We start from the raw sequence: 25,573 nt of genomic DNA, 5'->3' as shown, positions 1-25,573 counted from the left end.
CTGGCTCATGGCTGTACTCCTTCGGCGCCTTGGGCCGAAGCCAGGTGTACGCCGCCCTGGCCAACCAGTACCAGGCCTCCTCCGCTCTTGCCGCTGACACCTGCCAGGGCGACACGGTCCGACCGGTTGAAAACGCTGAACGTCTGGCCGTCGTCAGTGCTGCGCAGGACGGTGCCGCCATTACCCACGAGTACCAGGTTGCCGTCATCGAGAAGCGTAGCGCTTGCCAGGCCAAATTCGAGAGCGCCGCGTGCGCCTTGCAGATCAATCTTCTGCCAGCTGTCGCCGAAATCCGTGGAGCGGTAGAGATTGCCGCGCAAGCCGTAGGCCAGCAATGTACGTGGTTGAGCGGTACCGATCACACCGAACAGAGAGCCTTCATAAGGGCCTTCAAGCTTCTGCCAGGTCTGGCCGTCATCGCTGGAGCGGAACATCGTGCCTTGTTCACCAACAATGAACAGGCCGGCGTCCTTCACTAGAGCGATGCCGTTAAGGTGCAGTTGGTCTTCGTTGTCCAGGCGGTCAGCCACATCGTTCCATTGCTTGCCACCGTCGGTGGTTTCCAGCAACGCGCCGTAGGCGCCCACGGCAAAGCCGTGGTCGGGGTTTTTGAACCAGACATCGAGTAACGGTGCTTCGCGTTTCAAGTCTTCGAACTGCTTGGTCCAGGTTACGCCGCCGTCTGCGCTGACCAGCACCTGTGCATCATGGCCTACAGCCCAGCCGTGCTTGTCGTCGACAAAATACACAGCAGTCAGCAATTGCCGGGTCGGTACCTTGGATTGGGTCCAGGACTTGCCCTGGTCATCGGAAAAGAGGATATGGCCGCGATCGCCAACAGCGATCAAGCGAGCACCTGCGCGGGTCACGTCCAGCAACAGGCTCTTTTCGGCTTTGGCCGATTCAGTGGAGTAAACCGGCGCCGCGGACGTTGCCGCCTCGACGGTGTTGGCCCACAGCCCAATTGCCAGCACCAGCGCAGCGCTGGCGGCCAACGTCCATGGGCGCGCGTGCAATGCGCCACCGGTACCTGCCATATAAGGCTCGGTCATAGATCTGTTCCCCGATTATTGTTATTTGGGTCAATCTATTTGCAGGTACTGCCAAAAACCGTGTTCCAGAGCCCCGCAATAGCTGGGGGCAATCCTATCGGGGTTTGTGAAGGGCTGACAACGAACGGGACGTTATGTTTTGTTAAGCGGGGGTATGGGGGCAGGTAGATCACACTCAAAAGCAGGCGCAAGTGCTGCCCTGATCACGCCCGCTTAGCGGCCGTGACCAGGTAAACCAGCGTGTATCGCCAGGCGGTCAAGCCAGGCTTTTGCTGACCACTTCGTAGACATCACTGGACAGCGAACCCGATGCAAGGATGCGTTCGAGTTCTGACTTCATCAGCGCCTGGCGGGCACTGTCGTACTTGCGCCAGCGGGTCAACGGCGCCAACTGACGCGAGGCAATCTGCGGGTTGAGGGCATTGAGTTCGATCACCAGATCCGCCAGGAAAGCATAGCCAGAGCCATCAGCGGCGTGGAAGTTGATCAGGTTTTGCCCGGCAAAGGCGCCAATCAAGGCGCGAACCTTGTTCGGGTTCTTCAGGGTGAAGGCCGGGTGCTGCATCAGTGCCTTGACCCGCGCCAGACCGCCCGGCAAGGTACTGCCCGCCTGCACGCTGAACCACTGGTCCATGACCAGCGGGTTGTCCTTGAAGTTGTCGGCGAAGACTTCCAGTGCGTTGGCCCGCTCGCTTTCGAATGGCGAGTTGACCAGCACGGCCAACGCCGTCAGGCGCTCGGTCATGTTGTCACAAGCGTCGAACTGTTCCAGGGTCGCAGCCAGTACTTCGGGTTTACCACTGAGCATCAGGTACGACAACGCGATGTTCTGCAGGCTGCGGCGGGCAAAATGTTCGGCCGCGGCTACATACTCAGTGGTACGCGAGACCCCGCGGTTTGCCTGATAACGTGCATACAGCGCGTCGAATAGCTGATCGGCGATCTGCTTGCGCGCGAATTCGCGGGCCGCATGAATCGCATCGACATCCGCCACTTCACTGATTTCGGTGAGGTACGCCTCGCTTGGCAGCGAGAGCATCTCGGCGACCATGGCCTGGTCCAGTTGCTCATTGGCCAGCACGGTGCCCAAGGCGGTGACCAGACGCTGGTCAAGTACCAGGGCACTGCCCTGCAGATGCTGGGCGATCAGTTCCTGAAGCACCTGCACCGATAGTTGCTGACCTGCTTCCCAGCGGTTGAAGCCGTCGCTGTCATGCTGCATGAGGAACATCAGCTGATCGCGGTCGTAGGGGAAGCTCAGCTTCACCGGCGCGCTGAAACCACGCAACAGCGACGGCAGCGGCTTGGCCGCGATGTCGACGAAGGTAAAGGTCTGCTCGGCCTCGGTCACCGACAATACTCGCGAGGTGCCAGCAGCGGTGTCTTCACCTTGCAGGCGCAGATCGATATCGTTGCCCTGGGCGTCGAGCAGGCCCAGCTCAACCGGAATCACGAACGGCTGCTTCTCGACCTTGTCCGGGGTTGCCGGGTAGCTCTGGCGCAAGGTCAGGCTGTAGGTCTGTGCGGTGCTGTCGTAGGACTCGCTGACTGCCAGGCGCGGCGTACCTGCCTGACTGTACCAGCGTTTGAATTGGCTCAGGTCGACACCGTTGGCATCTTCCATGGCCTTGATGAAGTCGTCGCAGGTCACTGCCTGGCCGTCATGACGCTCAAAGTACAGATCGCTGCCCTTGCGGAAACCTTCGGCGCCCAGCAGCGTGCGCACCATGCGCACCACTTCCGAACCCTTTTCGTAGACCGTGAGGGTGTAGAAGTTGGAGATTTCGATGAAGCTTTCCGGACGCACGGCGTGAGCCATGGGGCCAGCATCTTCAGCAAACTGGTGGGTACGCAGGTAGGCCACATCTTCGATGCGCTTGACCGTACGCGAGTTCATGTCGGCACTGAACTCCGAATCACGGAACACCGTGAAACCTTCCTTGAGCGACAACTGGAACCAGTCGCGGCAGGTCACCCGGTTACCCGACCAGTTGTGGAAGTACTCGTGGGCGACCACCGCCTCGACGCGTTGGTGCGCGGCGTCGGTAGCGGTTTCGGCACGGGCCAGCACGCAACTGGAGTTGAAAATGTTCAGGCCCTTGTTTTCCATCGCGCCCATGTTGAAGTCGTTGACCGCAACAATCATGAAAATGTCCAGGTCATACTCGCGCCCGTAGACCTCTTCGTCCCAGCGCATGGATTTTTTCAAGCTAGTCATGGCGTGCTGGCATTTGTCGATGTTTTCCGGCTCGACATAAATGCGCAAGGTCACGTCGCGGCCCGACTGACGGGTGAAGGTGTCTTCGACACACCACAAGTCACCCGCCACTAGCGCAAACAGGTAGGCCGGTTTCATGAACGGGTCTTCCCAGGTCGCCCAGTGCCGACCATCGTCCTGAGGACCGCTGCCCACAGGGTTGCCGTTGGACAGCAACACCGGATAACGATGCTGCTCGGCAATCACCGTGGTGGTGAACTTGCTCATCACGTCCGGGCGATCAAGATAGTAGGTAATCTTGCGAAAGCCCTCGGCCTCGCACTGGGTGCAGAACATGCTGCCGGATTTGTACAGGCCTTCGAGCGCCGTGTTGCTCTCCGGATGGATCTTTACGCTGGTGTCCAACGTGAAGCTGGCAGCGTTGGGCTGCAGCGTCAGGTGGCTGTCATCGAGCTGGTAATCAGCCGCTTGCAAGGCATGGTCACCCATGGAAACAGCCAGCAACTCAAGTTGCTGGCCATCGAGCACCAGCGGCGGCAAACCGGCCCCGCGAGCGGGGTTACGGCGCATGACCAATTGCGCGTGAACCAGGGTGTGATCCTCGAACAGTTCGAAGGTCAGGTGCGTCTCGTCAATCAGGTATTCGGGGGCCTGATAGTCCTTGAGGTAGATCACTTGCGGCTGTTCGGTACGCATGTGGCGGTCCTTTTACTGATGCACGGCGAGCTGATACGCCGTGTATTTGCGAATATTGATCACACCGGTATCGAAGATCAGGTACTGGCCCTTGATGCCCAGCAGCGTGCCTTCAGCCACTGGGTTCTTGTCCAGATTGAAGCTGACGATCTTGCTTGGATAAGCCTCGACCGGGTAGCGAATTTCCACCACTTCGGCATCGTTCAACGGCTGCACGGCCTGCAAACCGAAGCGCTCCTGCAGGGTGCTCAGGCCTTCGGCGCAGCTGTCGAACAACTGATCGCGCACCGCCAACAGGTCAACCGCCACGGCATCGCCCTTGAGCAGCGCCCGCCAGTTGGTGCGATCTGCAACCTGGCTACGGAACAGGTCCTCGACCAGCCCCGACTGCTGGCGGGTGGCGACCCGCACGATGGGCAGAGCCTGACTTGCACCCTGGTCGAGCCAACGCGTGGGCAACTGGGTGGCACGGGTGATGCCGACCTTGATGCCGGAGGAGTTGGCCAGGTACACCACATGATCGGTCATGCAGAACTGCTCGCCCCACGAGGGCTCGCGGCAGGTGCCTTGATCGTAGTGGCATTTTTCCGGGGCCATGATGCACACATCGCACTGGGCCAACTTGGTCATGCAAGGGTAGCAGTAGCCCTGGCTGAAGCTGGTCTTGGTCATACGACCGCAGTGGTTGCAATGGATGGCACCGAGGTATTCCAGGCGCACCGTCTTGCCAATCAGCGGGTTGACCGGGACTTCCTGCTCACCCAGACGAAAAGCGTACTGCACCACAGGCGCGTCGAGACGCGCCGACATTTTACTGATGGAGCCGCGGCCAAGTTCGATCAATGGATCGCATCCGACTTGAACAGGATGTTCTCGACTGGCGCCGACTTCGAACCGCATTCCTGCGCGCCCATGTAGCCGGTGCGCTGATCTTCAGGCAGGTTCTGCATTTCCCAGGCAATCACCGCTTGCAGCGACAGCTCTTTCTGCTCGGTGGTGAGCTTGCGCCCGTCCGCCCATTTACCCAGCTCCACGGCCTGTTTCAGGCTCGCGTAGATTTCCGGGGTGATGTTTTCGATCATTTGCGCAAAAGTGGACATAGCGTCTCCCAAATCAAGCCGTAAGTTTACGCCGGGCCAGCGCCCCGCCCAAGAGCCCGCTGAGGCAACCGACCAACAACCCGCCGACATGGGCGGCGTTGGCAATCTGGCCAAAGCCCAGCAAGCTGACCAGTCCGGACAGGCACAACAGCAGCCAGACCAGCATCATCACCAGTACCCCGCGCGGCATCCTGTACACCGGGTTCGGCGCCAGCCACTGGTACAACCAGATATGCCCGAGCAGGCCGTAAAGCACCCCGGACAGACCACCAAACAGGCTCGGCCCGCCGAACAGGTATTGGCCGATGTTGGATACCAGGCTGAACAACAAGGTCAGACTCAGCAGCGCCCAGAATCCCTGGCGCAGCTCGATTCGTCGCCCCAACTCCCAATACCACAAGGCATTCATGGCCAGGTGAAGGATGCCGAAATGCACCAGCATCGGCGTAAACAACCGCCACCACTGGCCGTCTGCGAGGCTTGCAGCCAGCGGCGTGAAGTACAGGTAATCACCCTGTACGCGAAAATCGAGAAAAGTCAGCCAGCTCAAGGTGGCGAAGTTGTCACCAAGGCCGGTCAGCCCGGCAACGATCAGGCACAGCAAAAGTATCCCCGCGGTAGCCTTGCTGGCGCGCACCTGCTCGGCAAGCCGCGGACGCGGTGGCGGCGCCAAGGCGGCATCGGCAGGTAGTTGGAAGTTCGCGTCGCCCTCAGGAAACCTCTGGTACAACTCGCGCACATCTTCGGCGAGGTTTTCTGCCACCCACAGCACCTGCTCGCCGCCCTCCTCGCTGACCCGATGCGGTACCTGCAGGCGCCGCAACAGGCCGACAAAGCCGCTCAGGTCGATGTTCAAGGGCATGCGTAACACCACCACTGCACTCATTGACTGGCCTCCGGCCGATCGACATCGACCCAAACGAACTTGCGCGGGTCGATTCGGGTTTCATCATCAAGACGGTATGCGACCAATTTGCCGTACAACACCGCGCTATAATCCAGACAGGCCAGGTTCGAACGAATCGGCGCCGGCTTGCCGCTGCGCCAATAGTGGCCGACAAACAGCATCGGTTCGTCTTCACCGTAGCGCAGCAAGGCATTCTTCTGGGTGTGGCTCAACGGTGTGCTGGCAACTTTTTCGGGCAAGGCGTCAGGCTGGAACACAATATCGCCGTAGGTCTGCGGGTCTTCTTCCCAGAACTTGGTACGGAAGAAGGCGCGCGTCAGGCCGTCACCGCCGGTCAGCGTCAGTCCATCCGGCAGGCGCATGTCGGTGCCCCGCAGCAAGCGGTTACAGACCGTCGCCGCAAAGCTTTCGGGCTCGGCAGAAGCCTGGATGAAATGCTCATCGATACAGCCATCGGGGTGATGCTTGCGCAACGGTTCGATCAGCCGCGGATCCCAACAGGCATGGACCAGACGGAAGCGCCCGGCATCGAGAAACAGCGGGAGCTCGTAGAACCATTCGAGAAAATCGTGCCAATCGCCCGGATGCTGTTCGAACTGGGTCAGGGTTTCATAAATCAGGCGACCGTGGCGCGGCGTATGCTCGCGCACGAACTGCTTGCCACTATCAGGCAGGGCCGGCGTATTCCAGCCCAGGGCGTTGTACTCATGATTACCCATGATGCAGCGAGCCTGGCCGGCTTCGACCATGTCGTGGACAATATGCAACGCCTCACGGATCCGCGGACCGCGGTCGATGATATCGCCCAGAAACAGCGCCTGGCGCTGGGCATGACGCCAGACCCCGCCCTGGCGTTTGTAGCCAAGGGCATCGAGCAGGCGCTCCAGGGTGTGCGCACAGCCGTGCACGTCACCAATCAGGTCGTAACTACGGGCTGGATCGAGCATCACTCGCCTCCACCACCCAGGCGGCTGCCCCAGCCGAGCTTGGTTCGGCAGACCTCGTAATAATTGTGATCGAGCGGATGAATCAGGCGCAGCTTTTGCGGCTTCTTGTTCACCGTAATGGTGTCGCCCGGTGCACAGGTAAAGTGGTTCTGGCCGTCACAGGAAATTTGCGGGTAGATCTGCAGGTCCTTGGACACCACGATTTTCAGCTCGCTGTTGCCGTCGACCACGATCGGTCGTCCAGACAAGGTGTGCGGGTACATCGGCACGATGACGATGGCGTCGAGTTTGGGGTGCATGATCGGCCCGCCCGCCGACAAGGCGTAGGCGGTTGAACCGGTCGGGGTGGCAACGATCAGGCCGTCGGCCTTCTGGCTGCAGACAAACTGGCCATCGATGTAGATTTCGAATTCGATCATCCGTGTCGATTTGCCCGGATGCAGCACCACATCATTGAGCGCGTCGCCCTGGCCAATGGCTTCGGCGTGACGACGCACCTCAGCCTGGAGCAGAAAGCGATTCTCGACCAGGTAATGACCGTCGAGGACCTCGGCGACTTTTACTTCCAGCTCATCGGGACGGATATCGGTAAGAAACCCGAGACTGCCGCGGTTGATGCCCAGCACCGGCGTGTTGTGCTTGGCCAGGGCCCGGGCCGCACCAAGCAGACTGCCGTCACCGCCAACGACAATGACCAGGTCGCAGACCTCGCCCAGCAACTTGCGCGAAGAGGTCTGCAGGCCGTGGCCTGGCAGTACTTCGGCGATGGTGTCCTCGAGAATGACGTGCAGATGCCGTTGCAGCAGGAATTTTTTCAGTCGGCGAATAGTATCGAGCACCTGGGAGCTTCCAAGGCGGCCGATGATACCGATATTGCGAAATTGCTCCATGTGGCTCCTGCTAGGCACTACGGCGGGTAAAAAGGCGAATTGGCCAAAGAGTTCAATTATGGGCGAAAGCGCCGGCTGGCAGCAAACGCCGGAGAAAAACGCCAGGGCCGGGAGCTTAACGACTATGCTCGCAAGATGAACCCTTTTCCCGGCCTGATCGACTTGCCTCGCCAGTTACGCCAGCCTGCAGTACGCGACTTGGCCTGGACCCTGCTCGCGCCCCCCATGCTGCTTGAAACGCCTTGGCCACAACGTCATCCACTGGCTGCCAGCGACTGGGTCGAGCATCCCGAGCGGTTGCAGCAGTGGCTCCAGGCCCTGGATGGCGACAGTAGCACCTTGACCCAGTGGCTAGCCCATGGCCCCACTCGCCGCCTGGGCCTGTACTACGAACGTCTTTGGCAGTTTGCCTTGCAGCAGGCGCCAGGCGTGGAGTTAATGGCGGCGAACCTGCCGATCCGCACCGCCGGCCACACCCTGGGCGAGTTGGATATTCTCCTGCGTGACGCACAAGGGGTGCACCACCTGGAACTGGCGATCAAGCTCTATCTGGGGCCAACAACGGCTAATAGCAAGGACCCGGCGCACTGGCTGGGACCGGGCTGCCACGACCGCCTGGATCGCAAACTTGCTCATCTGAGCGACCACCAACTGCCGATTTGCGCCCGTGCTGAAAGCCGCGAAGTGCTGGCGAAACTGGATATCGAGCAGCTCAGCGCGCAAATGTGGCTCGCGGGCTATCTGTTCTACCCCTGGCCTGGGGGACAAGTCACCCCGCCTCAGGGCGCCCACCCCCAACATATGCGCGGACAGTGGCTGCACCGGCGCGACTGGCCGGCGTTTGTCGAACAAAGCCCGTCCGGATGCTGGCAACCCTTACCTCGCCATGCCTGGCTCGCGCCCGCACGCTGTAGCGATGAAGCGTGCTGGAGCGCGCAACGATTGAATTCCTGGCTCCAGGCGCTTGAGCCCTTGGCACCGGCGCAACTGCTGGTGCGTTTAGTGCAAGGGTCAGACGGTCACTGGGAGGAAGCTTCGCGCGTGTTTCTTGTTGCCGATGGCTGGCCCAACGAAGCCTGCACATAACCGCGCGATAGATGGCGCCACTAACCCAAGCTCAACCGCAGCGCCAACGCCGCCAACGTCAGTAACAACACCGGCAGCGTCAGCACGATGCCGACTTTGAAGTAGTAGCCCCAGCCAATTTTCACCCCCTTGCGTTCCAGCACATGCAACCACAACAAGGTTGCAAGGCTACCGATGGGGGTGATTTTCGGGCCCAGGTCACTGCCGATGACGTTGGCGTAGATCATCGCTTCCTTGACCACTCCAGTGGCCGAGCTTGCATCGATGGACAAGGCGCCAATCAGCACTGTCGGCAGGTTGTTCATGATCGACGACAGCAATGCTGCCAACAGTCCCGTGCCCATGGCCGCGCCCCACACGCCGCCAGCAGCAAAGCCATCCAGCCAACCAGCCAGGGCGTCGGTCAAGCCAGCGTTGCGCAGGCCATAGACGACAAGGTACATCCCCAGGGAAAACACCACGATATGCCAAGGCGCTTCTTTCAGCACGTTGCGCGTCGAAATCTTCTGTCCGCGTGCGGCGATCAGCAGCAATACCAGCGCACACACCGCTGAAATTGCACTGATGGGAATTCCCAGCGGTTCAAGGGCAAAGCAGCCGATCAACAAGATCGCCAGCACCAGCCAGCCAGCAACAAACGTGGCGGGGTCCTGAATCACGCTGCGCGGTCGATCCAACTGCAGAGGGTCATAGTTGACCGGAATATCGCGGCGAAAATACCACAGCAATACCGCCAGGGTCGCCGCCACGCTGACCAGGTTCACCGGCACCATGACCGCGGCATAACGGTTGAAGCCAATACCAAAGAAGTCCGCTGAAACGATGTTGACCAGGTTCGACACGACCAGCGGCAAGCTCGCCGTATCGGCGATAAAGCCTGCGGCCATTACAAATGCCAGGGTAGCTGCCGGGCTGAAACGAAGTGCCAGCAGCATGGCAACCACGATTGGGGTAAGAATCAATGCAGCGCCATCGTTGGCGAACAAGGCCGAAACCAGCGCGCCAAGCAAGACGATAAAACAGAACAGCCTCCTGCCACTGCCTCGACCCCAACGTGCAACATGCAGGGCCGCCCAGGCAAAGAAACCGGCGGCGTCGAGCAACAGGCTGATGATGATCAGCGCAACGAAAGTACCCGTGGCGTTCCAGATAATCTGCCAGACCACCGGGATATCACTCCAGTGCACCACACCACTGAGCAGTGCCAGCAACGCGCCACCCGTAGCACTCCAGCCAACGCCCAGGCCTCTGGGTTGCCAGATCACCAGGGTAATGGTCAGCAGAAAAATCAACGACGCCATGAGCATGGGAGAAACCAGGATCGCGAAGGGAAGAAACGCCGGATTCTAGCGACAGATCAATAATCCGATAGCAATTTTTTGTTGCAATTGACGAGTAATCCACTTGTCAGCGATTACAGTGACGTCACTGCGTCTAGAAGAACGCGGATTTAGACCTGATCACGAGGAATGACCATGACCCTGAAAACCCCCGTAGCCCGTTATGGTGGCCTGTCGATTGCCTTGCACTGGTTGATGCTGGTGCTGTTGGCCGCCGTCTATGCCCTGATCGAACTGCGCGGAATGTTCCCCAAGGACAGCGTCGAGCGCAACTTGATGAAAGACTTGCACTTCATGCTTGGCCTGACGGTATTCGTACTGGTGTGGCTGCGTCTGGCGCTGCGCCTGAGCCGCCCGACGCCACCGATCATCCCGGCCCCTCCGGCATGGCAGACCGGCCTTGCGCACTTGATGCACCTGGCCTTGTACCTGTTGATGATCGGCCTGCCAATTGCCGGCTGGTTGATTCTCAGCGCAGCAAACAAACCCATTCCGTTCTATGGCTTCGAACTGCCAGCCCTGATGGCGCCAGATCCGGACATGGCTAAATTCATCAAGGGCTGGCACGAGCGCATTGGCAGTTGGGGTTACTGGCTGATCGGATTGCACGCCCTGGCCGGCCTCTATCATCACTATGTGCAGCGAGATAACACCCTGATTCGCATGCTGCCGCGCAACAACTAAGCAAAGCCGCGGCGGCCTTGCAGGCCGCCGCTGTGCAGAAAGATAAGCCGTGTACCTGGCGCAAAAGCACCCGCCTCAACCTGCTCACGCAGCGCCAGCAGGGCCTTGCCGGTGTAAAGCGGCTCCAGTGGCACACCGGCTTGCGCTTCGCTGGCGGCGATAAACGCCAGCAATACCTCATCGACCTTGGCAAAACCACCGCGACAGGCGTCATACAGTCGATAACCACTGGTGCCGGCCAGGGCTTCAACCTGAGCAGGCACACCGTGGTCCCAGGGAACTGCCAAGGCGCCATGAACCTGATGAGCACCGCGCTCGGCCAGCACCAGCCCTGCCAGCGTTGTACCGGTACCCGCCGCCAGCCACCAACCGTCGTAATCCAGCCACCCGATGCTCGCCAGTTGAGCTTGCGCCTGTTCAACGATCAAGGCACAGCCCTTGACCCCAAGCGCCCCTGCTCCGCCTTCGGGAACGCAATGCCACCCCGGGTATTGCGCTTGCCAGGGCTGCCAGAACTGCGCGTGATGACGTGCACGGTATCCTGCATATCCAAGCCAATGCAGTTGCATACCGAAGTCTTGCAGATCGCGTACCGTGGGCGTGTCTTGCGGATGACCGCGCAACAGGCCAGCGGTGGCGAAGCCGAAGCGTTTGCCGGCAGCTGCCAAGGCGTGAAGGTGATTCGAATGCGCACCGCCAAGGCTGATCACACCTGCAGCTGCAGCTTTTTCCGCCAGGCGCAAATGCTCAAGAAGCTTGAACCACTTGTTGCCACTGATCAGCGGGTCGATAAGGTCCAGGCGCAACACCGCCAACCCAACGCCGAACGGCAGCAGCCAGTCCAATTCAAGTCGTTGCAAAGGCGCATGGGGAAGAACATCAAAGCCGGTCATGTACAGATCACTGCCACAAGGAAGCAGCAGTCTAACAGCGCGACGGGATAGACACCCCGCCGCGCGCGACGCGTGAAGTTAAGTGCTTAGAGCGCCGCCGCCAGACGTGAACCCTGGTTGATCGCCCGCTTGGCATCCAGCTCGGCGGCCACATCGGCGCCGCCAATCAAATGCACCGACTGCCCGGCAGCCTGCAGGCCATCGTACAGTTCACGCAGTGGGTCTTGCCCGGCACAGATGACCACGTTATCAACCGGCAGAAGTTGCGGCTCGCCCTCACCGATACGGATATGCAAACCGGCATCATCGATGCTCAGGTATTCGACACTGTTGAGCATCTGAACCTGCTTGTTCTTCAAGCCGGTGCGGTGAATCCAGCCCGTGGTCTTGCCCAGGCCGTCGCCGACCTTGGTTTTCTTGCGCTGCAGGAGGAACACCTGACGCGCCGGGGCATGCGGCTCAGCCTTGATACCCGCCACACCACCCCGCGCATTCAAGGCGGTGTCGATGCCCCATTCTTTCCAGAATGCCTCGCGATCCTGACTGGTGGCCACGCCTTGGTGAACCAGATACTCGCTAACATCAAAGCCAATACCGCCAGCGCCAATCACAGCCACCTTCTGCCCTACCGGCTTGCGCTCAAGCAGGACGTCCAGATAACTCAGCACTTTGCTGTGCTCGATCCCCGCAATGGCAGGCAGGCGCGGCGCGATACCGGTCGCCAGAATGATCTCGTCGTAGCCAGCGGCTGCCAGTTGCTCGACATCGACACGGGTGTTGAGGCACACCTCCACGCCGGTAGTCTGCAGCTTGCGCTTGAAGTAACGCAGGGTTTCGTAGAACTCTTCCTTGCCCGGTACGCGCTTGGCGACGTTGAACTGGCCGCCAATCTCGCTGGCCGAATCGAACAGCGTCACCTGATGGCCGCGTTCGGCTGCCACGGTGGCAGCAGCAAGTCCGGCTGGGCCGGCGCCGACGACAGCAATCTGCTTGACCTGGGTCACCGGCAGATAGTTGAGCTCGGTTTCATGACAAGCACGTGGATTGACCAGGCAACTGGTCAACTTGCCGCCGAAGGTGTGGTCCAGACAGGCCTGGTTGCAACCGATGCAGGTGTTGATCTCGTCGCCACGTCCGGCCGCCGCCTTGTTGACGAACTCAGGGTCGGCGAGGAATGGGCGCGCCATCGATACCATGTCGGCATCGCCTTCGGCGAGGATCTGCTCGGCCACTTCCGGGGTGTTGATGCGGTTGGTGGTGATCAACGGGATCTGCACCGCACCGCGCAATTTGGCCGTGACCTTGCTGAAGGCGGCCCGCGGAACCTTGGTGGCGATGGTTGGAATTCGTGCTTCGTGCCAGCCGATACCGGTGTTGATGATGGTTGCACCTGCCTTCTCGATCGCTTGGGCCAATTGCACGATCTCTTCCCAATTGCTGCCACCCTCGATGAGGTCGAGCATCGACAAACGGAAGATGATGATGAAATTCGGACCGACAGCCTCACGCACGCGGCTGACGATCTCCACCGCCAGGCGCATGCGGTTTTCATAGCTGCCACCCCAACGGTCAGTGCGGTGGTTGGTGTGGGCGGCGAGGAACTGGTTGATGAAGTAACCTTCCGAACCCATGATTTCGACACCATCGTATTCGGCGCTTTGTGCCAGCAACGAGCAATTGACGAAATCCTGGATCTGCTTTTCGATGCCCTCTTCGTCCAGCTCGCGAGGCTTGAACGGGTTGATCGGTGCCTGAATGGCGCTTGGCGCCACCGACTTGGGGCTGTAGGCGTAACGACCGGCATGAAGGATCTGCATGCAGATCTTGCCACCCGCCTCATGCACGGCCTGAGTGACGATACGGTGCTTTTCGGCTTCTTCCGGGGTGCTCAGTTTGGCAGCGCCGGAGTAAACCCCGCCCTCGACGTTCGGACCGATACCGCCAGTAACCATCAGGCCGACACCGCCACGGGCGCGCTCGGCGAAATAAGCCGCCATACGCTCGAAGCCACCTGGCTTTTCCTCCAGGCCGGTGTGCATCGAGCCCATCAGGGTACGGTTGCGCAAGGTGGTAAAACCCAGGTCCAGCGGGGCGAGCAAATGCGGGTAACGAGCGGCGGCCATAGTGAACTCCACAACAGGCGTAATCACAGGATGCGGGCACCTCGCCAAGGTTGGTGGCGCCCGTCAGTTATCTGAGGGCGACATTAAAGAGCACGGGCACAAGGCTCAATGACCGAAAGTGACAAGTTATTGATCCTACTGCACCCGAGGTCTACCCTAGAGGCCGAATCCTTCGTCGGCGCTGTGCTGTTTCATGCGAAAACTTCTGTTGAGCGCCCTGGCGCTGATTGTTATTGCCGCACTCTGTGGCTACGGGTTCTGGACCGAGCGACGGCCGACCGGCCATTACCTGTCGGACCTGCGCATTGACCTGGTCATGAGCGAAGGCGTCCCCACCGAGCACGGCAACCTGCTGGGCGTCGAGCCGCAACTATTCCCCAGCGACTATCAGAACCTGCAACGCCTGCACCGCAAACTCGCCGCTTACCTCGAGCAGGCCCGTGCGCGCGGGCTGGTTAACGCCCGGACTATCGTCATCCTGCCGGAACATATCGGCACCTGGCTCTGGGCCCGAGGAGAAAAGAACGAGCTGTACCAGGTCACTGACCGCCGTGAAGCCTGGAAGTGGCTGGAACTTAGCAATCCGGTCAGTTACGGCATGGCCATGCTTGGCGCCGAAGGAGACGACCGTCGCTCTGATGCTCACTTGCGCATGAAGGCCCAGCAAATGGCCAGCGACTACCAGCAGGTTTTCGGCGGTCTGGCCAAAGAGTTTGGCGTGACCCTGGTGGCAGGCTCGATTGTCTTGCCATCACCCTATGTCGAGCACGGTACCCTGCACGCCGGTTCTGGCGCGCTGTACAACAGCAGCCTGGTATTCGCCGGCGACGGTTCGGTGCTCGGCCAGCCCCTGCGCCAGCAACACCCTGACAGCGAAGTACGCCGCTATATCAGCAGTGGCATCGACCAGCCACCGCAGGTAGTGCAGACCCCGGCAGGTCGCCTGGGCGTGCTGATCGGCAGCGATAGCTGGTACCCCAGCAATCAACAACAGCTGGCCAACCAGTCGGCGCAGATTCTAGCCAATCCCGCCTTCCTCGGCGGCAAAGGCAGTTGGAATGGCCCCTGGCGCGGTAACCGGCACCAGCCATTGGCGGCTTCGCTGCCGGTCAAACCTGGAGAAATCAGCGAAGCCCAAGCCTGGCAACAGTTGACCCGCAACGCCAACCCCAGTGGCATGAGCAGCATGAGCGTGTTTCTGCACGGGCGGTTCTGGGACGTCGTAGCTGAAGGCCAGGGCTTTGCCAACCACGCCGGTCTCAACCTGCAAAGCAGCAGCGCCAGCGGCGCCCGCATGCTCAATCTGTGGTTGTAGTGCGCGATGACTCGCCCACGGATGCGCCTGGGGGATCTGTCTGTCGGCTTCATCCAGAGCCTTAGCGAAACCCTGCAGCAACGCGGCATCGACCCTACATCGCTGCTGCAGCGCTACGGGCTGGACGAAACACGCCTGGCTGAAGCCGGGGCACGCTTGTCGATCCCGCGCTACATGCACCTGGGCCATGCCGCCATCGAACTGACCGGCGAACCGGCCTTGGGCCTGCACATGGGCCGAATCAGTCGTTTGAGCCAGGCGGGCCTCGCCGGGGTTACCGCTGCCCAGGCACCGACGGTAGGCGAGGCAGCGCGCACACTGCTGCGATTTGAGCCGCTGTATGCCGCCAACTACCGCGGCCACTCAAGCTTTCATGAAGACAGCAGCGGCGCCTGGCTACGGTTTTACTCCATCAGCCCCTACAACGCGTACAACCGCTTTGTGGTGGATTCTCTGCTGTCTGGCTGGCTGTCCCAGCTGTCGAGCCTTGCCGGGGTGAACCTTGTGGCCGATCGCGTGGAGATTGAGTTCGACGCTCCGGTCTATGCCGACCACTACCAGGCCTTGAGCAGCAGCCCGATACAGTTTTGCGCCCCCACCAATCAGCTACACCTCAATCGCACAAGCCTGGCACTGAGCAACCCTGCGCACTGCCCCAGCACCTGGCAGCATCTGTTGAAGTTGTGTGAGGCGGAACTGGAGCAACGCACCCGCGTGCGCAGCTTGAGCGAACGCATCGCCCACTTGCTGGGACCGTTGCTAAACGGCGGTCGGGAACCGGACCTGGAAGAAGTGGCGCAGCACCTGCAACTGCCTACCTGGACATTGCGGCGCAAGCTGGCCGAGGAAGGCACACAGTTTCGGGCGATCCTCAATGACACCCGTCGCGACCTGGCCATGACCTACATTCGCGACACCGAACTGGCCTTTGGCGAGATAGCTTATCTGCTCGGGTTTGCTTCCGCGGAAGCCTTTCAACGTGCATTCAAGCGCTGGAACAGCATGACCCCGGGAGAGTTTCGTCGCAGCCAGCGGCGCACCGGCTGATGCTACAGCTCGGTGGCGTCTTCGGCAGGCTCGAGTGGGTCAAGCTCAAAGGCGCGGTACTCGAGTAGTTCTTCTTGATAATCGTCCATCTTCTGCTCCGTCGTTTTCATTCATTTCATTGATTCGTCATCGAGCCTAAAGTGCCGCGATGAAAGAAAAATGACAATGACGCTTATCAACACAACGTAGCAGTGGATGGAAAAATTATCCTCGCCTAGGGGGCAACCTGTTCAGGACTGTTTGCCGGTGCTGGCGGCGCCGGGGTCGAGGCAGGTTCGGTAGCGGCCGGCGTCGGCGTCGAAGGTTCGACATTGATTGGCGCAGCTTCGACAGGGGGAGGCACCGGCTGGGAGCCGCTGCTGTCATCGACGACCGGAGCCGGTGCAGCCTCGACGACCGGTACGGCCGTTGCGGGCGTTACGGGCGCTGGTGCGACAACCGCAGGGGTTGCCACCGGAATTGGCGCTTCGACCGGCGCCAGAGCCGCTGGCGCCGCCACAGGGACGCTCTCGGGTATACCCAGTGCGGGCGCGGGTTTCTCAACCGGCTTTTTCAGCGATACCTTTTTCTTCTGTTCTTTGGGCAGGAAACTTTCGACCAGCGCGAAATAACGCTCATAAAACTTGGCCGAGGTGACTGTTTCGCTGGCGACCTTGACCATTGAGTCGTCCGTGGAGCCGATTGGCATCGACAGCGAGCCCAACACCCCTACCCCGACACTTGCCGAGGTATTGGATTTTTTCAGAGCGTAGCGGTCCTGCAGGGCGTTGGCGAACATGGTTGAACGCTGTTCGTCACCGCTGTCGCGAGCACAGACCACATTGAAACTGATCTGCAGGTGCGATTCGCCGGTCTGCTGGAAGCTTTTGTTGCCGTTGACCTGCCCTGCATCGCTGCTGGTGATGATGTAGCCCTGGCTGAGCAAGGCGCGCCGGGCAGCCTCGCAGCTACCCGCTTCGCTCACTGCGAAGCTGCGCGAATAGGTTCCGGAATCGTCGAAATTTTCGTGTTCGTAGATGGCAGCTTTCTTCGAAGAACAGCCTGAAATACCCGCCAGCACCAGGGCCAGCCCAAGCGCACTGAAGACGGTTGACTGTGACATTGCAAATCCTGAGTAAAACGATCGGCGCCTATTGTGCAACACATCGGCAGATCTACGAAACCGCAGGCAGACGATCTCCCTGGAAAATTAATTCTGCCCTTGTCGCAAAAATGCGCGGCCACAAAAAAAGCGACCCGTAGGTCGCTTTCTTTGATACTTCAATATGGCGCAGCGGACGGGACTCGAACCCGCGACCCCCGGCGTGACAGGCCGGTATTCTAACCGACTGAACTACCGCTGCGTGTCGTGCTGACCTGGATCGCTAAATAGCCGCTGATCTCAGGCACAAAAAAAGCGAACCTTAGGTCGCTCTCTTTGTTACTTCGAGGAGTTCAAGGGCCTCGAAGAAATATGGCGCAGCGGACGGGACTCGAACCCGCGACCCCCGGCGTGACAGGCCGGTATTCTAACCGACTGAACTACCGCTGCGTATCGTACAAGCCTTAGCTTGCTTGAAACTGGGATCTGGCCTGAAGGCTTAAGTGCCTTCTGACCTCAAACCGGTCGTTAAACCGATCTGGAGAAAAGTGGCGCAGCGGACGGGACTCGAACCCGCGACCCCCGGCGTGACAGGCCGGTATTCTAACCGACTGAACTACCGCTGCGCATATGGACTTGCGTCCTGTTCCTCTCTGGTAACACTCTCGTTGGAAAGTGTCGGGCCAGGAACATCTCAGGAAGTGGTGGGTGATGACGGGATCGAACCGCCGACCCTCTGCTTGTAAGGCAGATGCTCTCCCGGCTGAGCTAATCACCCGTGTGCTTCGCTGAGGTGGCGAAATTTACGCAGGTATCGATGCTAAGTCAATACCCCTGTTGAAGTTTTTTTCAAAAAGGGCAAAAAAGCATTGTTACTTGTAGATCATCTTCTTGGTCATACCGCCGTCGACCACGAACTCCTGGCCAGTGACAAAGCCGGCATTGCGCGACAACAGCCAGGCAACCATGGCTGCCACGTCTTCTACCGTCCCTACCCTGCCCGCCGGATGCTGGGCATGATCCTCTTCACTCAGTGGCTCGGCACGACGCTCCGAGGGGTCGCGTGCGTCGATCCAGCCGGGGCTTACAGCATTGACGCGGATTTCCGGCCCCAGGCTCATCGCCAGGGCATGGGTCAGCGCCAGCAGGCCGCCCTTGCTGGCCGCATAAGCTTCGGTGTCGGGCTCCGATTGCGCAGCGCGGGTGGACGCTAGGTTAACGATCGCACCACCGTGGGCGCGCAGATACGGCGCACAGTGCTTGGCCAATAGCATCGGCCCTCCGAGATTAACCGCCAGCACCCGGTTCCAGTGCGCAAGACTCAGGGTTTCCAGGGTGGTGTTGTGCGGATCGGCAACGGCGGCATTGCACACCAGGGCATCGAGGCGACCAAACTGGCCAAGTACTTCAGCCACCGTGACCTTCACCTGGGTCTCATCGGCGACATCCATGCCGATGAACCAGGCGTTGTCCCCAAGCACCTTCGCCGCCTTGGCGCCGCGTACCCGATCCAGATCGGTAAGCACCACTTGCCAGCCCTCGGCGATCAGCCAGGCAGCAATGCCCAGGCCGATGCCGCGTGCCGCACCGGTCACCAGGGCGACGCGACCGTTATGGCTGCTATCGCCCGCTGACCAGTCGATCACAGCGCTTCCAGACCGCGGGCCAAATCGGCCTTGAGGTCGGCGACATCTTCCAGACCCACGGCCACGCGAATCAGGCTATCGCGAATACCGGCGGCCTCACGCTCCTGCGGCGACAGACGGCCGTGGGAAGTGGTGCCCGGATGGGTGATGGTGGTCTTGCTGTCACCAAGGTTGGCGGTGATCGAGATCAGACGCGTGGCATCGATGAAGCGCCAGGCACCCTCTTTGCCGCCCTTGACCTCAAAGCTCACTACAGCACCAAAGCCGCTCATCTGGCTTTTCGCCAGAGCATGCTGCGGATGGCTCTGCAGCCCCGCGTAGTGAACCTTTTCAATGCCGTCCTGCTGTTCCAGCCATTCGGCCAGAATCTGTGCGCTGGCACAGTGGGCGCGCATACGCAGATTGAGCGTTTCCAGGCCCTTGAGGAAGATCCAGGCATTGAACGGACTCAACGATGGCCCGGCGGTGCGCAAAAAGCCCACGACCTCTTTCATCTGCTCGCTTCGCCCGGCAACCACACCGCCCATGCAACGGCCCTGGCCATCGATGAACTTGGTGGCCGAATGCACGACGATGTCGGCACCCAGCTTCAGCGGTTGCTGCAAGGCCGGTGTGCTGAAGCAGTTGTCGACGACCAACTGAGCACCCTTGGCGTGAGCGATTTCGGCCAGTGCCGCAATATCCACAAGCTCGGCCAGCGGATTGGACGGCGACTCGACGAACAACAGCTTGGTATTGGCCTTGATTGCCGCATCCCAGCCGGCCAGATCAACCAGCGGTACGTAATCGACCTGCACGCCAAAACGCTTGAAATACTTCTCGAACAGGCTGATGGTCGAGCCGAATACACTCTGCGAGACCAGTATATGGTCGCCAGCGCTGCACAAGGCCATTACCGTGGACAGGATCGCCGACATGCCGGTGGACGTCGCCACTGCTTGCTCAGCGCCTTCCAGGGCGGCCATGCGCTCTTCGAACGCACGTACGGTGGGGTTGGTGTAGCGTGAATAGACGTTGCCTGGAACCTCGCCGGCGAACCGTGCAGCGGCATCGGCCGCTGTACGGAACACGTAGCTGGAGGTGAAGAACAGCGGATCGCTGTGCTCACCCTCCGGCGTGCGATGTTGGCCGGCGCGTACCGCCAGCGTATCGAAAGCGACCCCTTCGAGGTCGCTGTCCAGGCGTCCGGCATCCCATTCCTGTGTCATGCCGCCACTCCTAAATCAATTATTGTAGAGGTCGATGATCGCGCTGACCGCCTGGTTCTTGACCTTGGAGGCGTCGTTACGCGCCTGCTCGATCTTTTCCAGGTAGGCCTCGTCAATGTCGCCGGTCACATATTTGCCGTCGAACACTGCGCAGTCGAAATGCTCAATCTTGATCTTGCCACCACCCACGGATTCGATGAGGTCCGGCAGGTCCTGGTAAACCAGCCAGTCGGCGCCGATCAGCTCGGCCACATCTTCAGTGCTGCGATTGTGCGCGATCAGTTCATGAGCGCTCGGCATGTCGATGCCGTAGACGTTAGGGAAACGCACCGCTGGCGCTGCCGAGCAGAAGTAGACGTTCTTCGCTCCGGCTTCGCGAGCCATCTGGATGATCTGCTTGCAGGTGGTGCCGCGGACAATGGAATCGTCCACCAGCATCACGTTCTTGCCGCGAAATTCCAGCTCGATGGCGTTGAGCTTCTGGCGCACCGACTTCTTGCGCGCGGCCTGGCCGGGCATGATGAAGGTACGACCGATGTAGCGGTTCTTGACGAAGCCTTCACGGAACTTGACGCCCAGGCGGTTTGCCAGCTCGAGAGCGGCGGTACGGCTGGTGTCGGGAATCGGGATGACCACGTCGATGTCGTGTTCCGGACGCTCGCGCAAGATCTTCTCGGCGAGTTTTTCGCCCATGCGAAGGCGCGCCTTGTAGACCGAAACGCCGTCGATGATCGAGTCAGGGCGAGCCAGGTAAACGTGCTCGAAGATGCACGGCGACAATTGCGGGTTGATTGCGCACTGACGGGTGTGCAATTTGCCTTCTTCGGTGATGTAAACCGCTTCACCCGGGGCCAGGTCGCGGATCAGGGTGAAGCCGAGCACGTCCAGGGAAACGCTTTCGGAGGCGATCATGTACTCGACACCTTCGTCGGTATGACGCTGGCCGAAAACGATTGGACGAATACCGTTAGGGTCACGGAAACCAACGATGCCATAACCGGTGATCATCGCCACGACCGCGTAGCCGCCAACGCAACGGTTGTGCACGTCGGTCACGGCGGCGAACACGTCTTCTTCGGTCGGCTGCAGCTTGCCGCGCACCGCCAGCTCGTGAGCAAAGACGTTGAGCAGGACTTCGGAGTCGGAGTTGGTATTGACGTGACGCAGATCAGACTCGTAGATCTCCTTGGCCAACTGTTCAACGTTGGTCAAGTTACCGTTGTGCGCCAGGGTGATGCCGTACGGCGAGTTGACGTAGAACGGCTGGGCCTCGGCCGAGGTCGAGCTGCCCGCCGTCGGGTAGCGCACATGGCCAATGCCCATGTGGCCGACCAGGCGCTGCATATGGCGCTGTTGAAATACGTCACGGACCAGGCCGTTGTCCTTGCGCAGGAATAACCGGCCATCATGACTGGTCACAATACCGGCAGCGTCCTGGCCGCGGTGCTGGAGGACGGTTAGCGCGTCATACAGCGCCTGATTGACGTTCGACTTACCGACGATACCGACGATGCCACACATGCGACGCAACCCCTACTTAATGAAACTGGACTGAGCAGCTCTCAAGGCGTTTTCGGCCCCAGGATCTGCTCCTTGAACGGAAGATCAGCCGGTGCGCTGATCCCGCTGGCTAACCACTGGCTGGTGAACCCCAGGATGAGGTTTTTCGACCAGTCAGCTACCAATAGAAATTGTGGTATCAGGCGAGAATCCTGCCACCACTGATCTTGTTGTACCGGCCCCAGGCTCAACAGCCCGACGGCCACCACCACCAGCAAGGCCCCTCGGGCGGCACCGAATGCCATGCCCAGAAAGCGGTCGGTCCCGGAAAGTCCGGTGACGCGAATCAGCTCGCCGATGAGAAAATTGATCATGGCCCCCACCAGCAGGGTGGCGACGAAAAGAATGGCGCATCCTGCGATGACCCGGGCCGAAGGCGTCTGGATGTAAGACTCCAGGTACTGCGACAGCGAGCCACCGAACATCCAGGCTACAGCGCCGGCAATGATCCAGGTAAGCAGCGACAAGGCCTCTTTGACAAAGCCGCGCTTGAGACTGATAAGCGAAGAAATGGCGATGATCGCGAAAATCGCCCAGTCGACCCAGGTAAATGCCACAGTGTTGCCTGCAAACGGATAAGGCGGCGCATTTTACCAGAGCAACGGGCTGTCGGTAAGCAGTGATTTGTCGCCCGGCGCGGGCCGGGCGACGAACACTCAGCCGCGCTCGGGCTGGAAGCGCACGACAATGCCGTTGAGCTTCTGCTGGCGGCTGATCACGTCCCGCAGACGCTCAGCTTCAGCACGCTCGATCAACGGCCCAACGTACACCCGATTCATACCGCCGGCAGAACGAATGTAGGCATTGTAACCCTGGCTGCGCAGGGTTTTCTGCAGGTTGTCGGCCCCGGCCCGGTTGGACAGGCTGGCCAATTGCACCGACCAACTGACCGGCAGGCCATTGGCGTCGATCTTGCCTGCCGCAGGCTTGGCCGCAGTGGCAACGGCCGGGGCCGGCTTGGCCGCTGGCGGCGGTGTCACAGGCTTGGCCGCTACAGCGGGGGCGGGCACTGGAGCAGTCACGGGCTCAGGCACAACGGTCGGGGCAGGAGCAATCGGTGCGCTCGGGGTCTGGGCTGGCGCCGTGGACTCATCGACAATCACCGGGTTTTCTTCTGGCAACACCTTTGGCTCCGGCACCTGCACCGGCTCTACCTGAACCGGGGTCATGCTTGGCGCTATGGGCGCGTCAGGGGCTTCGACACGTACCTGGCGCATTTCGTCCTCCCGGGAAAACAACATCGGCAGGAAAATCACCGCCAATGCCACCAGCACCAGCGCCCCGACCATCCGTTGCTTGACCACTTTATCCAGCAATGCCATTTGCTTCTTCCTCCGTGGCCTGCCGATCCAGCCACTGCAGGGCCTCGCCGACACAGAAAAACGATCCGAACAGGAGAATTTCATCTTCTGCCGTTGCCAGCGCACACTGCCCGTCAAGGGCTTGTGCCACGCTGGAATAAGACTTCACCTGCGCACCGAGGTTCGCCAGGGTCACTTCAAGCTCGCCTGCAGACCGACTGCGAGCAGTATCCAGAGGCGCAACCGCCCAACGCTGAACCGCACCCAACAACGGTTGCACTACGCCGTCCAGGTCCTTGTCGACGAGAAGACCGAATACGGCCAGACGCTTGCCCACCACCGGCCTTGCCGCGAGGCGTTGGGCCAGGTACTCGGCAGCATGCGGGTTATGGCCAACATCCATGAGGATAGTCAACGCCTTGCCTTGCCAGCGAAATGCGCGTCGGTCCAGACGACCGACCATGCGCGTGGACTGCAACACCGCGGCGATCTGCCCGGCCTCCCAGGGCAGATCCATCAGCAGGTAGGCTTGCAGCGCCAGCGCTGCGTTTTCCATTGGCAGGTCGAGCAATGGCAGATCGTGCAGCTCGACCTGCTGGCCGCGGCTATCCACGCCCCGCCACTGCCAATACTGATCGGTACAGGCCAGGTCGAAATCACGACCACGCAGCAGGAATGGACAACCCAGCTCACGGACCTTGTCGAGCAGTGGCTGTGGCGGATTCAGATCACCACACAGCGCAGGCTTGCCCTGACGGAAAATACCGGCTTTTTCATATGCCACAGACTCGCGGGTATCGCCCAGGTAATCGGTATGGTCAACACCAATACTGGTAACCAGCGCCACGTCGGCATCGACGATGTTGACGGTATCCAGGCGCCCACCCAAGCCGACTTCAAGCACCACGGCATCCAGAGCCGACTGCTTGAACAGCCAGAAGGCAGCCAGGGTACCGGCCTCGAAATAGGTCAACGACGTTTCACCACGAGCGGCTTCAACGGCGGCAAACGCATCACATAGCTGCTGATCGTCGGCTTCCTGGCCGTCGATCAGCACACGCTCGTTGTAACGCAGCAGGTGTGGCGAGCTATAGACCCCGACCTTGAGGCCCTGGGCCCGCAACAACGCCGCCACGAAGGCGCAGGTCGAGCCCTTGCCATTGGTGCCGGTCACGGTGACGACCCGTGGCGCCGGCTTGTCCAGCCCGAGCCTGGCCGCAACCTGTTGCGAACGCGCCAAGCCCATATCGATGGCCGAGGGGTGCAACTGCTCGAGATAGGCGAGCCAGTCGCCAAGGGTACGTTGGGTCATACGTTGGCAGGCACCGGTGGTACGACGATCGGCTCAAGCACTGGCTCGACGAACTTAGGCGTCGGCAGGCCCATCATTTGTGCCAACAGGTTGCCCAGGCGATGACGCAGTTCCTGACGTGGAATGATCATGTCGATTGCGCCGTGTTCCAGGAGGAACTCGCTACGCTGGAAGCCTTCTGGCAGTTTTTCACGCACAGTCTGCTCGATGACACGAGGACCTGCGAAGCCGATCAGGGCCTTGGGCTCACCGACGATAACGTCACCCAGCATTGCCAGGCTCGCCGAAACACCGCCGTAGACGGGGTCGGTCAACACCGAGATGAATGGAATACCCTCTTCGCGCAAGCGTGCAAGCACCGCCGAGGTCTTGGCCATCTGCATCAGCGAGATCAGCGCTTCCTGCATACGGGCACCACCAGAGGCCGAGAAGCACACCATTGGGCAGCGGTTTTCCAGGGCATAGTTGGCAGCGCGAACGAAGCGCTCACCGACAATGGCTCCCATCGAGCCACCCATGAACGAGAACTCGAAGGCGCTGACGACAATAGGCATGCCCAGCAAAGTACCGCTCATGGAGATCAGCGCGTCCTTCTCGCCCGTTTGCTTCTGAGCAGCGGTCAGGCGGTCCTTGTACTTCTTGCCATCCCGGAATTTCAGACGGTCAACCGGCTCCAGGTCGGCACCCAGCTCGGCGCGACCTTCGGCATCCAGGAAAATATCGATGCGCGCGCGGGCACCGATGCGCATGTGGTGGTTGCACTTAGGGCAAACATCCAGGGTCTTTTCCAGCTCCGGACGATACAGGACCGCTTCGCAGGACGGGCACTTGTGCCACAACCCTTCCGGCACGGAACTCTTCTTCACCTCGGAACGCATGATCGAAGGGATCAGTTTGTCTACTAACCAGTTGCTCATGCTTTCTTTCTCCAGTAACGACGACCGACAGGCTTTGGCTGTCAGGTTCGCGCGTATGCCCTTGAGCTCAATTCATGTATGACGCGATGATGGACCGGCTCCGGCGCCCCACATACAGCGAGGTGCCCCGATACCGCTCCATCGTCAACCTGTAAGGGCGACGCCAACGGCGACACCCGGCAATTTCGACCGGCCCAGGGGCGCGATCAGGCAGCAATTGGCTGCGAAAGCTATGGACGATGGCGCACGG

General features: G+C 60.4%; 22 protein-coding genes and 4 tRNA genes. 4 read left to right on the top strand and 22 right to left on the bottom strand.

The features are described from left to right. Positions 1-5: 5 nt before the first annotated feature. From H8F21_RS09250 to H8F21_RS09220, 7 genes are all read right to left on the bottom strand, one after another. Positions 6-1,052 (bottom strand): WD40/YVTN/BNR-like repeat-containing protein, encoded by a 1,047-nt coding sequence (locus tag H8F21_RS09250; RefSeq protein WP_203584261.1) that lies wholly within the window; start codon positions 1,050-1,052, stop codon positions 6-8. 256 nt (positions 1,053-1,308) lie between these two features. Continuing rightward, positions 1,309-3,966, bottom strand: a complete 2,658-nt coding sequence (gene pepN / locus H8F21_RS09245; RefSeq protein WP_203584260.1) for an aminopeptidase N — start codon at positions 3,964-3,966, stop codon at positions 1,309-1,311. A gap of 12 nt (positions 3,967-3,978) precedes the next feature. After that, positions 3,979-4,809: a DUF2797 domain-containing protein gene (locus H8F21_RS09240; RefSeq protein ID WP_203584259.1), complete on the bottom strand. Its 831-nt coding sequence runs from the start codon at positions 4,807-4,809 to the stop codon at positions 3,979-3,981. Further along, positions 4,806-5,066, bottom strand: a complete 261-nt coding sequence (locus H8F21_RS09235; protein ID WP_136475231.1) for a YeaC family protein — start codon at positions 5,064-5,066, stop codon at positions 4,806-4,808. Before H8F21_RS09235 ends, H8F21_RS09240 begins: the two co-directional genes overlap by 4 nt. A 13-nt stretch (positions 5,067-5,079) precedes the next feature. Further along, positions 5,080-5,952, bottom strand: coding sequence for a rhomboid family intramembrane serine protease (locus tag H8F21_RS09230; RefSeq protein ID WP_203584258.1), 873 nt, complete (start codon positions 5,950-5,952; stop codon positions 5,080-5,082). Continuing rightward, positions 5,949-6,923 (bottom strand): metallophosphoesterase, encoded by a 975-nt coding sequence (locus tag H8F21_RS09225; protein ID WP_203476876.1) that lies wholly within the window; start codon positions 6,921-6,923, stop codon positions 5,949-5,951. Before H8F21_RS09225 ends, H8F21_RS09230 begins: the two co-directional genes overlap by 4 nt. Beyond that, entirely contained in the window at positions 6,920-7,810 is an 891-nt protein-coding gene (locus tag H8F21_RS09220; protein WP_028945842.1) for an NAD(+) kinase, read from the bottom strand. The genes H8F21_RS09225 and H8F21_RS09220 overlap by 4 nt, the downstream gene beginning before the upstream one ends. A gap of 135 nt (positions 7,811-7,945) precedes the next feature. Here H8F21_RS09220 and H8F21_RS09215 point away from each other — a divergent pair, with 135 nt between their 5' ends. Beyond that, positions 7,946-8,896, top strand: coding sequence for a DUF1853 family protein (locus H8F21_RS09215; protein ID WP_203584257.1), 951 nt, complete (start codon positions 7,946-7,948; stop codon positions 8,894-8,896). A gap of 20 nt (positions 8,897-8,916) precedes the next feature. On the opposite strand, the gene H8F21_RS09210 is transcribed toward H8F21_RS09215, so the two are convergent. Continuing rightward, complete coding sequence (locus tag H8F21_RS09210; RefSeq protein ID WP_203584256.1) at positions 8,917-10,203, bottom strand: arsenic transporter; 1,287 nt, start codon at positions 10,201-10,203, stop codon at positions 8,917-8,919. 168 nt (positions 10,204-10,371) lie between these two features. On the opposite strand from H8F21_RS09210, the gene H8F21_RS09205 reads away from it, so the two are divergent. Continuing rightward, on the top strand, positions 10,372-10,920 hold the full coding sequence (locus H8F21_RS09205; RefSeq protein WP_203476887.1) for a cytochrome b: 549 nt from the start codon (positions 10,372-10,374) through the stop codon (positions 10,918-10,920). Here H8F21_RS09205 and H8F21_RS09200 read toward each other — a convergent pair. Beyond that, the gene (locus H8F21_RS09200) at positions 10,917-11,813 is read right to left on the bottom strand and encodes a 1-aminocyclopropane-1-carboxylate deaminase/D-cysteine desulfhydrase (protein WP_203584255.1); all 897 of its coding nucleotides are present in this window, start codon (positions 11,811-11,813) and stop codon (positions 10,917-10,919) included. The genes H8F21_RS09205 and H8F21_RS09200 overlap by 4 nt on opposite strands. An 86-nt stretch (positions 11,814-11,899) precedes the next feature. Then, positions 11,900-13,936: an NADPH-dependent 2,4-dienoyl-CoA reductase gene (locus H8F21_RS09195; RefSeq protein ID WP_203476890.1), complete on the bottom strand. Its 2,037-nt coding sequence runs from the start codon at positions 13,934-13,936 to the stop codon at positions 11,900-11,902. Between the two features lie 193 nt (positions 13,937-14,129). On the opposite strand from H8F21_RS09195, the gene H8F21_RS09190 reads away from it, so the two are divergent. Then, entirely contained in the window at positions 14,130-15,251 is a 1,122-nt protein-coding gene (locus H8F21_RS09190) for a nitrilase-related carbon-nitrogen hydrolase (RefSeq protein ID WP_203476891.1), read from the top strand. 6 nt (positions 15,252-15,257) lie between these two features. Continuing rightward, positions 15,258-16,298: an AraC family transcriptional regulator gene (locus H8F21_RS09185; RefSeq protein ID WP_203543082.1), complete on the top strand. Its 1,041-nt coding sequence runs from the start codon at positions 15,258-15,260 to the stop codon at positions 16,296-16,298. A 214-nt stretch (positions 16,299-16,512) separates the two neighbouring features. Here H8F21_RS09185 and H8F21_RS09180 read toward each other — a convergent pair whose 3' ends face one another. The 12 genes from H8F21_RS09180 to accD form a co-directional block, all read right to left on the bottom strand. After that, the gene (locus H8F21_RS09180) at positions 16,513-17,400 is read right to left on the bottom strand and encodes a DUF2242 domain-containing protein (RefSeq protein WP_203543081.1); all 888 of its coding nucleotides are present in this window, start codon (positions 17,398-17,400) and stop codon (positions 16,513-16,515) included. 164 nt (positions 17,401-17,564) lie between these two features. Further along, positions 17,565-17,641: transfer RNA gene (locus H8F21_RS09175), tRNA-Asp, on the bottom strand. A gap of 111 nt (positions 17,642-17,752) precedes the next feature. Then, positions 17,753-17,829 (bottom strand) — tRNA-Asp (locus H8F21_RS09170). 99 nt (positions 17,830-17,928) lie between these two features. After that, positions 17,929-18,005: transfer RNA gene (locus H8F21_RS09165), tRNA-Asp, on the bottom strand. A gap of 76 nt (positions 18,006-18,081) precedes the next feature. After that, positions 18,082-18,157, bottom strand: a tRNA-Val gene (locus H8F21_RS09160). Positions 18,158-18,251: 94 nt separating this feature from the next. Then, a complete protein-coding gene (locus tag H8F21_RS09155; RefSeq protein ID WP_203476899.1) occupies positions 18,252-19,025 on the bottom strand; it encodes an SDR family oxidoreductase in 774 nt (257 codons plus the stop codon). Continuing rightward, the gene (locus H8F21_RS09150; protein WP_203476901.1) at positions 19,022-20,233 is read right to left on the bottom strand and encodes an O-succinylhomoserine sulfhydrylase; all 1,212 of its coding nucleotides are present in this window, start codon (positions 20,231-20,233) and stop codon (positions 19,022-19,024) included. The genes H8F21_RS09155 and H8F21_RS09150 overlap by 4 nt, the downstream gene beginning before the upstream one ends. Positions 20,234-20,248: 15 nt before the next feature. Beyond that, positions 20,249-21,754, bottom strand: a complete 1,506-nt coding sequence (gene purF, locus H8F21_RS09145) for an amidophosphoribosyltransferase (protein ID WP_203476906.1) — start codon at positions 21,752-21,754, stop codon at positions 20,249-20,251. A 41-nt stretch (positions 21,755-21,795) separates the two neighbouring features. Next, entirely contained in the window at positions 21,796-22,350 is a 555-nt protein-coding gene (locus H8F21_RS09140) for a CvpA family protein (protein ID WP_203476907.1), read from the bottom strand. A 99-nt stretch (positions 22,351-22,449) separates the two neighbouring features. Then, positions 22,450-23,115, bottom strand: a complete 666-nt coding sequence (locus H8F21_RS09135; RefSeq protein ID WP_203476908.1) for an SPOR domain-containing protein — start codon at positions 23,113-23,115, stop codon at positions 22,450-22,452. After that, positions 23,099-24,406, bottom strand: coding sequence for a bifunctional tetrahydrofolate synthase/dihydrofolate synthase (gene folC, locus H8F21_RS09130; protein ID WP_203543079.1), 1,308 nt, complete (start codon positions 24,404-24,406; stop codon positions 23,099-23,101). The genes H8F21_RS09135 and folC overlap by 17 nt, the downstream gene beginning before the upstream one ends. Continuing rightward, complete coding sequence (gene accD / locus H8F21_RS09125) at positions 24,403-25,323, bottom strand: acetyl-CoA carboxylase, carboxyltransferase subunit beta (protein WP_203476910.1); 921 nt, start codon at positions 25,321-25,323, stop codon at positions 24,403-24,405. Before accD ends, folC begins: the two co-directional genes overlap by 4 nt. Positions 25,324-25,573: the final 250 nt, after the last annotated feature.

Source organism: Pseudomonas arcuscaelestis, assembly GCF_016881005.1.
GTDB lineage: Bacteria > Pseudomonadota > Gammaproteobacteria > Pseudomonadales > Pseudomonadaceae > Aquipseudomonas > Aquipseudomonas arcuscaelestis.
The sequence above is the reverse complement of the archived record's forward strand: the minus strand, read 5'-3'. Positions and strand labels throughout refer to the sequence as shown.